Annotated in this window: 1 protein-coding gene; it reads right to left on the bottom strand. The window is 57.9% G+C overall.

All coding sequences use genetic code 11. The features are described from left to right. A partial coding sequence (locus AWB82_RS36630; protein WP_143757001.1) for a type VI secretion system Vgr family protein occupies window positions 1-1,403 on the bottom strand: 1,403 nt, incomplete at both ends.

Genomic DNA, 1,403 nt, shown 5'->3' with positions numbered 1-1,403 from the left:
ACGGCTTCCCGCAACTCGTTCACGCTGTTCTTGAGCCACTGGTTCTCGGCCTTCAGATCGGCGATCTCGGCCTTCGCGACAGCCGCCGCCTGCGCCAAGCCATCGGCCTGAGCGTTCACGATCTGCAGCTGATTCATCGCTGCGGTCACATCGAGCTGCTTGCCCTCGGCACGCTCCTGCTTGTCGGTGGAAACGAGCATTCCAGCCCCGGCGCGAAGGGCCCCGTGGCCGTCGCTTCGAAGCTCATAGCCCGCCCCTCTCTGCTTCAGGTCGGAATCTACGAGGTGGCCCAGATTGAGTTGCGACTTGCCTGAGTGCTCCGTGCTGAGCTTGATGCCTTCTTCACCCGCCCAGTCTTCCATCCGGAGCTTGTTGTTGCTCTGCGTCCGGATGACATTGCGCGACAGCCACCTGCGATCATTCGTGATGTGATCGACCGCCTGGCTGTTGTGATGGAATCCCAGCAGTTCAGGCTTATCCGGATCGCCATCTCGAAATCCGACCACCACCTCCGTGTTGTCCACAGCCGGAAAGTGGAACCCGGTCTGCAACGCCCCCGCGAACGGCTTGGCCAAACGCAGCGGCACGCTCTCGCCACCCTTAGGCCAATCTTCGAAGTCGACGTCGAAACGTACGACGTAGTATCCGGCGGCCGTCAAATAAGCATATTTATATTTGTCGGGGCTTGTCACACGGCCACTAAGCGTGCCCGCGATTTTCGGCCACTTCGATTCGTCTATTTTCAGACGGAAGCGCCGGTTAGCGGGTATCGCCTTGAACGTGTTGCTATAGGCCTTGTCTCGCGCGCCCCTGTGCGTGACTTCAATGACCACCAGCCCGTCTTCCGCATCCGGCAACTCGGTATCGGTGTGGAAAACCCGTCCGCAGCGAAGCTCCTGCACATTGCTCTGACCTTCGAAGACCACCTGCCAGCAGATCGCTTCCTCGTGATACAGCTGCGCCTTGCGCTGGGCTTCAGCCTGATCAAGATGCGCGGTTCCATAAAAGTAGGGCTTGCCGTACGTGGTCGGGTCTTGGGGCGCGATGTTTTCTTCGGCCCTAAAGCGTTCCCAAGCCTTGTCGGGGTTATAGTCCGCGACCACCATCGCTTGCGGCACGACGTGCGTATGGCACGCCAGTTCGAACACTGATTCAATCGCCGCTTCCAGGCCCGCATTTTCGCGATAAGGGACGACGCGCTCGGGATCATAGATGTAGTGATCTATGTCATCCGCAAAGACAATCCGATCACCGTACTGGGTTTCCTCAACATAGAGGTATATTCCCCACTTCGTCATCAACATTTGCAGATACGCTAGATCATCTTGGGCGTACTGAAACCGGAACAGCGTCTGCGGATATTTGCCTCGCAGCCGGAAAATGTACTGATGCGGTTTTAGCTT

It is taken from the genome of Caballeronia glebae, from assembly GCF_001545035.1.
GTDB lineage: Bacteria > Pseudomonadota > Gammaproteobacteria > Burkholderiales > Burkholderiaceae > Caballeronia > Caballeronia glebae.
The sequence above is the reverse complement of the archived record's forward strand: the minus strand, read 5'-3'. Positions and strand labels throughout refer to the sequence as shown.